Here is a 2,495-nt window from a genome sequence, read left to right on the forward strand (position 1 = left end):
GGTGGCTCCCTCGTGCTCCCCCGCATTCCTGCCTTTCGGTTTACCGGTGTCACTCCGCTGTTATGGCCGCGGTTTCTCATTCCACGCCTGACACTCAGTTCCGGGAAGGCAGTTCGCTCCAGGATGGACTGTATGCACGAACCCCCCGTTCAGTCCGACCGCTGCGCCTTATCCGGTAACTATCAACTTGAGTCCAACCCGGAAAGACACGACTAATCGCCATTGGCAACGGCCATTGGTAAACAGGATGTGCGAGAGATGTATCAAGAGTTCTTGAAGTGGCGGCCTTAGTGAGGCTACACTGAAAGGACAAATTTGGTGACATGTCTCGCACAAGACTGTTACCACGGTTAGGGGATCTGCCAGGATTACCTAACCTTCGAAAAACCACCTGCCAGGGTGGTTTTTTCGTTTACAGGGCAAGAGATTACGCGCGAAAAAAAAGGATCTCAAGAAGATCCTTTATAAATTAGACATCCAACCTCACAAAGAGGAATACTTAAATCATCTTGGTATATGTATCTGCTGGATTACATCTCATATAAGCCTCCTCCCCGCTTGACACCACACTTTGACCATAGCACCTCGCGCCTAACTCGATATACAGCCCACCATCAAGCCTCTTTTCACATAAAAAATAACCTATAGTTAGATGGTTAGTGACCAAAACTGATATGGATAAAAGGAGCTGGCTTTGAAAAAGATTTTTGTTTCAGTGTTCGCAGCGGCAGTTGCGCTTTCAGCCCTCACCGGCTGCACGCGCACAAGCTATGCCATACACACCAATGACGGTCGCACTATTGTCAGCGACGGCAAACCTAAAGAATCAGACTCAGGCCTGCTTGGCTATACAGACGCGAATGGTGTCAAACAGCAGATCAATAAAACCGACGTTAAAGAAGTCTCCGAAATTCCGCACTGAGCATATTCTCCGAAAAAGGCCGCTAATGTGGCCTTTTTCTTTACCTGTGGTTCTCCGCCAAAATCCCAGCAAATTGCATCACCAAAGCTAAAAGCTTTCAGGGTTGTCTAAAAAGCACAAGACATAAGAGGAAGTGCGGTATTTTATAATCAAGCCCCCAAGAATTTACCATAACATCCGTTGCCCGCACCGCCTCAGACGCGCTCAGCGCGTTTCTGACGGAACCATGACAAAAACCACAACAAACCACCCCGGAACCCGTCAGAAACGCGCCTGTTAAATTTTAACGGCATGCATGACTATGCACCAGAATGACGGCATGCTCTTTTCACGCAAAAATCATCACCAGACGGGGAAAATCACCAGTGACCAGACAGGAATCCGCCGCCCTCAACATGGCCAAATTTATCCGCTCACAGACACTCCTCCTCCTCGAACGGCTCGAACAGATGGATCTGGATGAGGCAGCCGGCTGCTGTGAGCATCTGCACGATCAGGCTGAAGCGCTTTACGCCATGCTGAACGCACAGATAGGCGAGAAAGATGCGTGAAAATCGGTGAACGGGTGCGCAATTCAGTGCGCGGCCGTGAGGCGATGGCGGGGTGTCGGGGCGCAGCCCTGAACGGGGTATTTGTGATGCCGCCGCGTGCGCGGTATTACAAATGCACATCCTGTCCGGGAGCGGACACCGGGAAACAGCAAAAAAAACCGGGCGACACGCCCGGAACTCAATCAAGTTAGATTACTCTCAATCTTCCATAACAGCATCATGGAACGACGACCACCGTCCGTGACGGCCGCCTGGATTGAGTATGGACAAAAATTCAGGAAATGCTTCAGGAAATGCTCAGGACGAAACGTAATGAATGCGAACTGATTCAAGAAATTCGAGCATGACCGCCCTTGCGGCCGGTTCGGTTTCAGACAAAATCTGCCGGTATGCATCCAGCATCATGGCTCCGGCATCCCCTTCGGCACGCCGGAGCCAGCCCGAAACAACGGACACAAGCAGGTGTCGCTCATCATCATTAAAAGTCATCAGGGCTCCGGAGGAAAAACCAAACATGGCTTACCTCCTGTTAACGGCAACGCAGAAGAAAGGTTTACAGGGTAGCGGGCAGGAATGAAAAAAATCGCAGTCAGACCAGAACGGCTGCTTAACCGGTACAGGCGGGTTCCGGGCGCAGCGCCGGACCAGTCACGCAGCGCTAGCGGAGTGTATACTGGCTTAATATGTTGGCACGGATGCGGATGTCAGTTAAGTGCTTCATGTGGCAGGAGAAAAAGGCGGCATCGGTGCGTCAGCAGAATATGTGATACAGGAGATATTCCGCTTCCTCGCTCACTGACTCGCTGCGCTCGGTCGTTCGGCTGCGGCGAGCGGTACGGGCTTACGTACAGAGCAGAAATTTCCTGGAGAATGCCAGGAAGGTTCTTAGCGAAAAAGGCATAAGGCCACGGCAAAGCCGTTTTTCCATAGGCTCCGCCCCCCTGACAAGCATCACGAAATCTGACGCTCAAATCAGTGGTGGCGAAACCCGATGCGGCTTAAAGATACCAGGCGTTTCCCCC

At 51.5% G+C, this 2,495-nt stretch carries 3 protein-coding genes; 2 read left to right on the forward strand and 1 reads right to left on the reverse strand.

Annotated features, from left to right (window positions below; all coding sequences use genetic code 11):
• The first annotated feature begins 694 nt into the window (after nucleotides 1-694).
• Both ACOTX1_RS23710 and ACOTX1_RS23715 read left to right on the forward strand, forming a co-directional pair.
• A complete protein-coding gene (locus ACOTX1_RS23710) occupies nucleotides 695-922 on the forward strand; it encodes a YgdI/YgdR family lipoprotein (protein ID WP_021243043.1) in 228 nt (75 codons plus the stop codon).
• Nucleotides 923-1,287: 365 nt separating this feature from the next.
• Complete coding sequence (locus ACOTX1_RS23715; protein ID WP_032673404.1) at nucleotides 1,288-1,473, forward strand: Rop family plasmid primer RNA-binding protein; 186 nt, start codon at nucleotides 1,288-1,290, stop codon at nucleotides 1,471-1,473.
• A 297-nt stretch (nucleotides 1,474-1,770) separates the two neighbouring features.
• Here ACOTX1_RS23715 and ACOTX1_RS23720 read toward each other — a convergent pair whose 3' ends face one another.
• Nucleotides 1,771-1,989 carry a hypothetical protein gene (locus tag ACOTX1_RS23720; RefSeq protein ID WP_182407767.1) on the reverse strand — a complete coding sequence of 73 codons (219 nt, stop codon included), beginning with the start codon at nucleotides 1,987-1,989 and terminating at the stop codon, nucleotides 1,771-1,773.
• Nucleotides 1,990-2,495 lie beyond the last annotated feature (506 nt).

Origin of the sequence: Enterobacter cloacae complex sp. IR5401, assembly GCF_049238425.1 — a bacterium.
GTDB lineage: Bacteria > Pseudomonadota > Gammaproteobacteria > Enterobacterales > Enterobacteriaceae > Enterobacter > Enterobacter hormaechei_C.

What these genes read in the sequence shown, in the direction of transcription:
- ACOTX1_RS23720 (WP_182407767.1), bottom strand. Translation starts at nt 1,989, where the DNA reads ATGTTTGGTTTTTCCTCCGGAGCCCTGATGACTTTTAATGATGATGAG.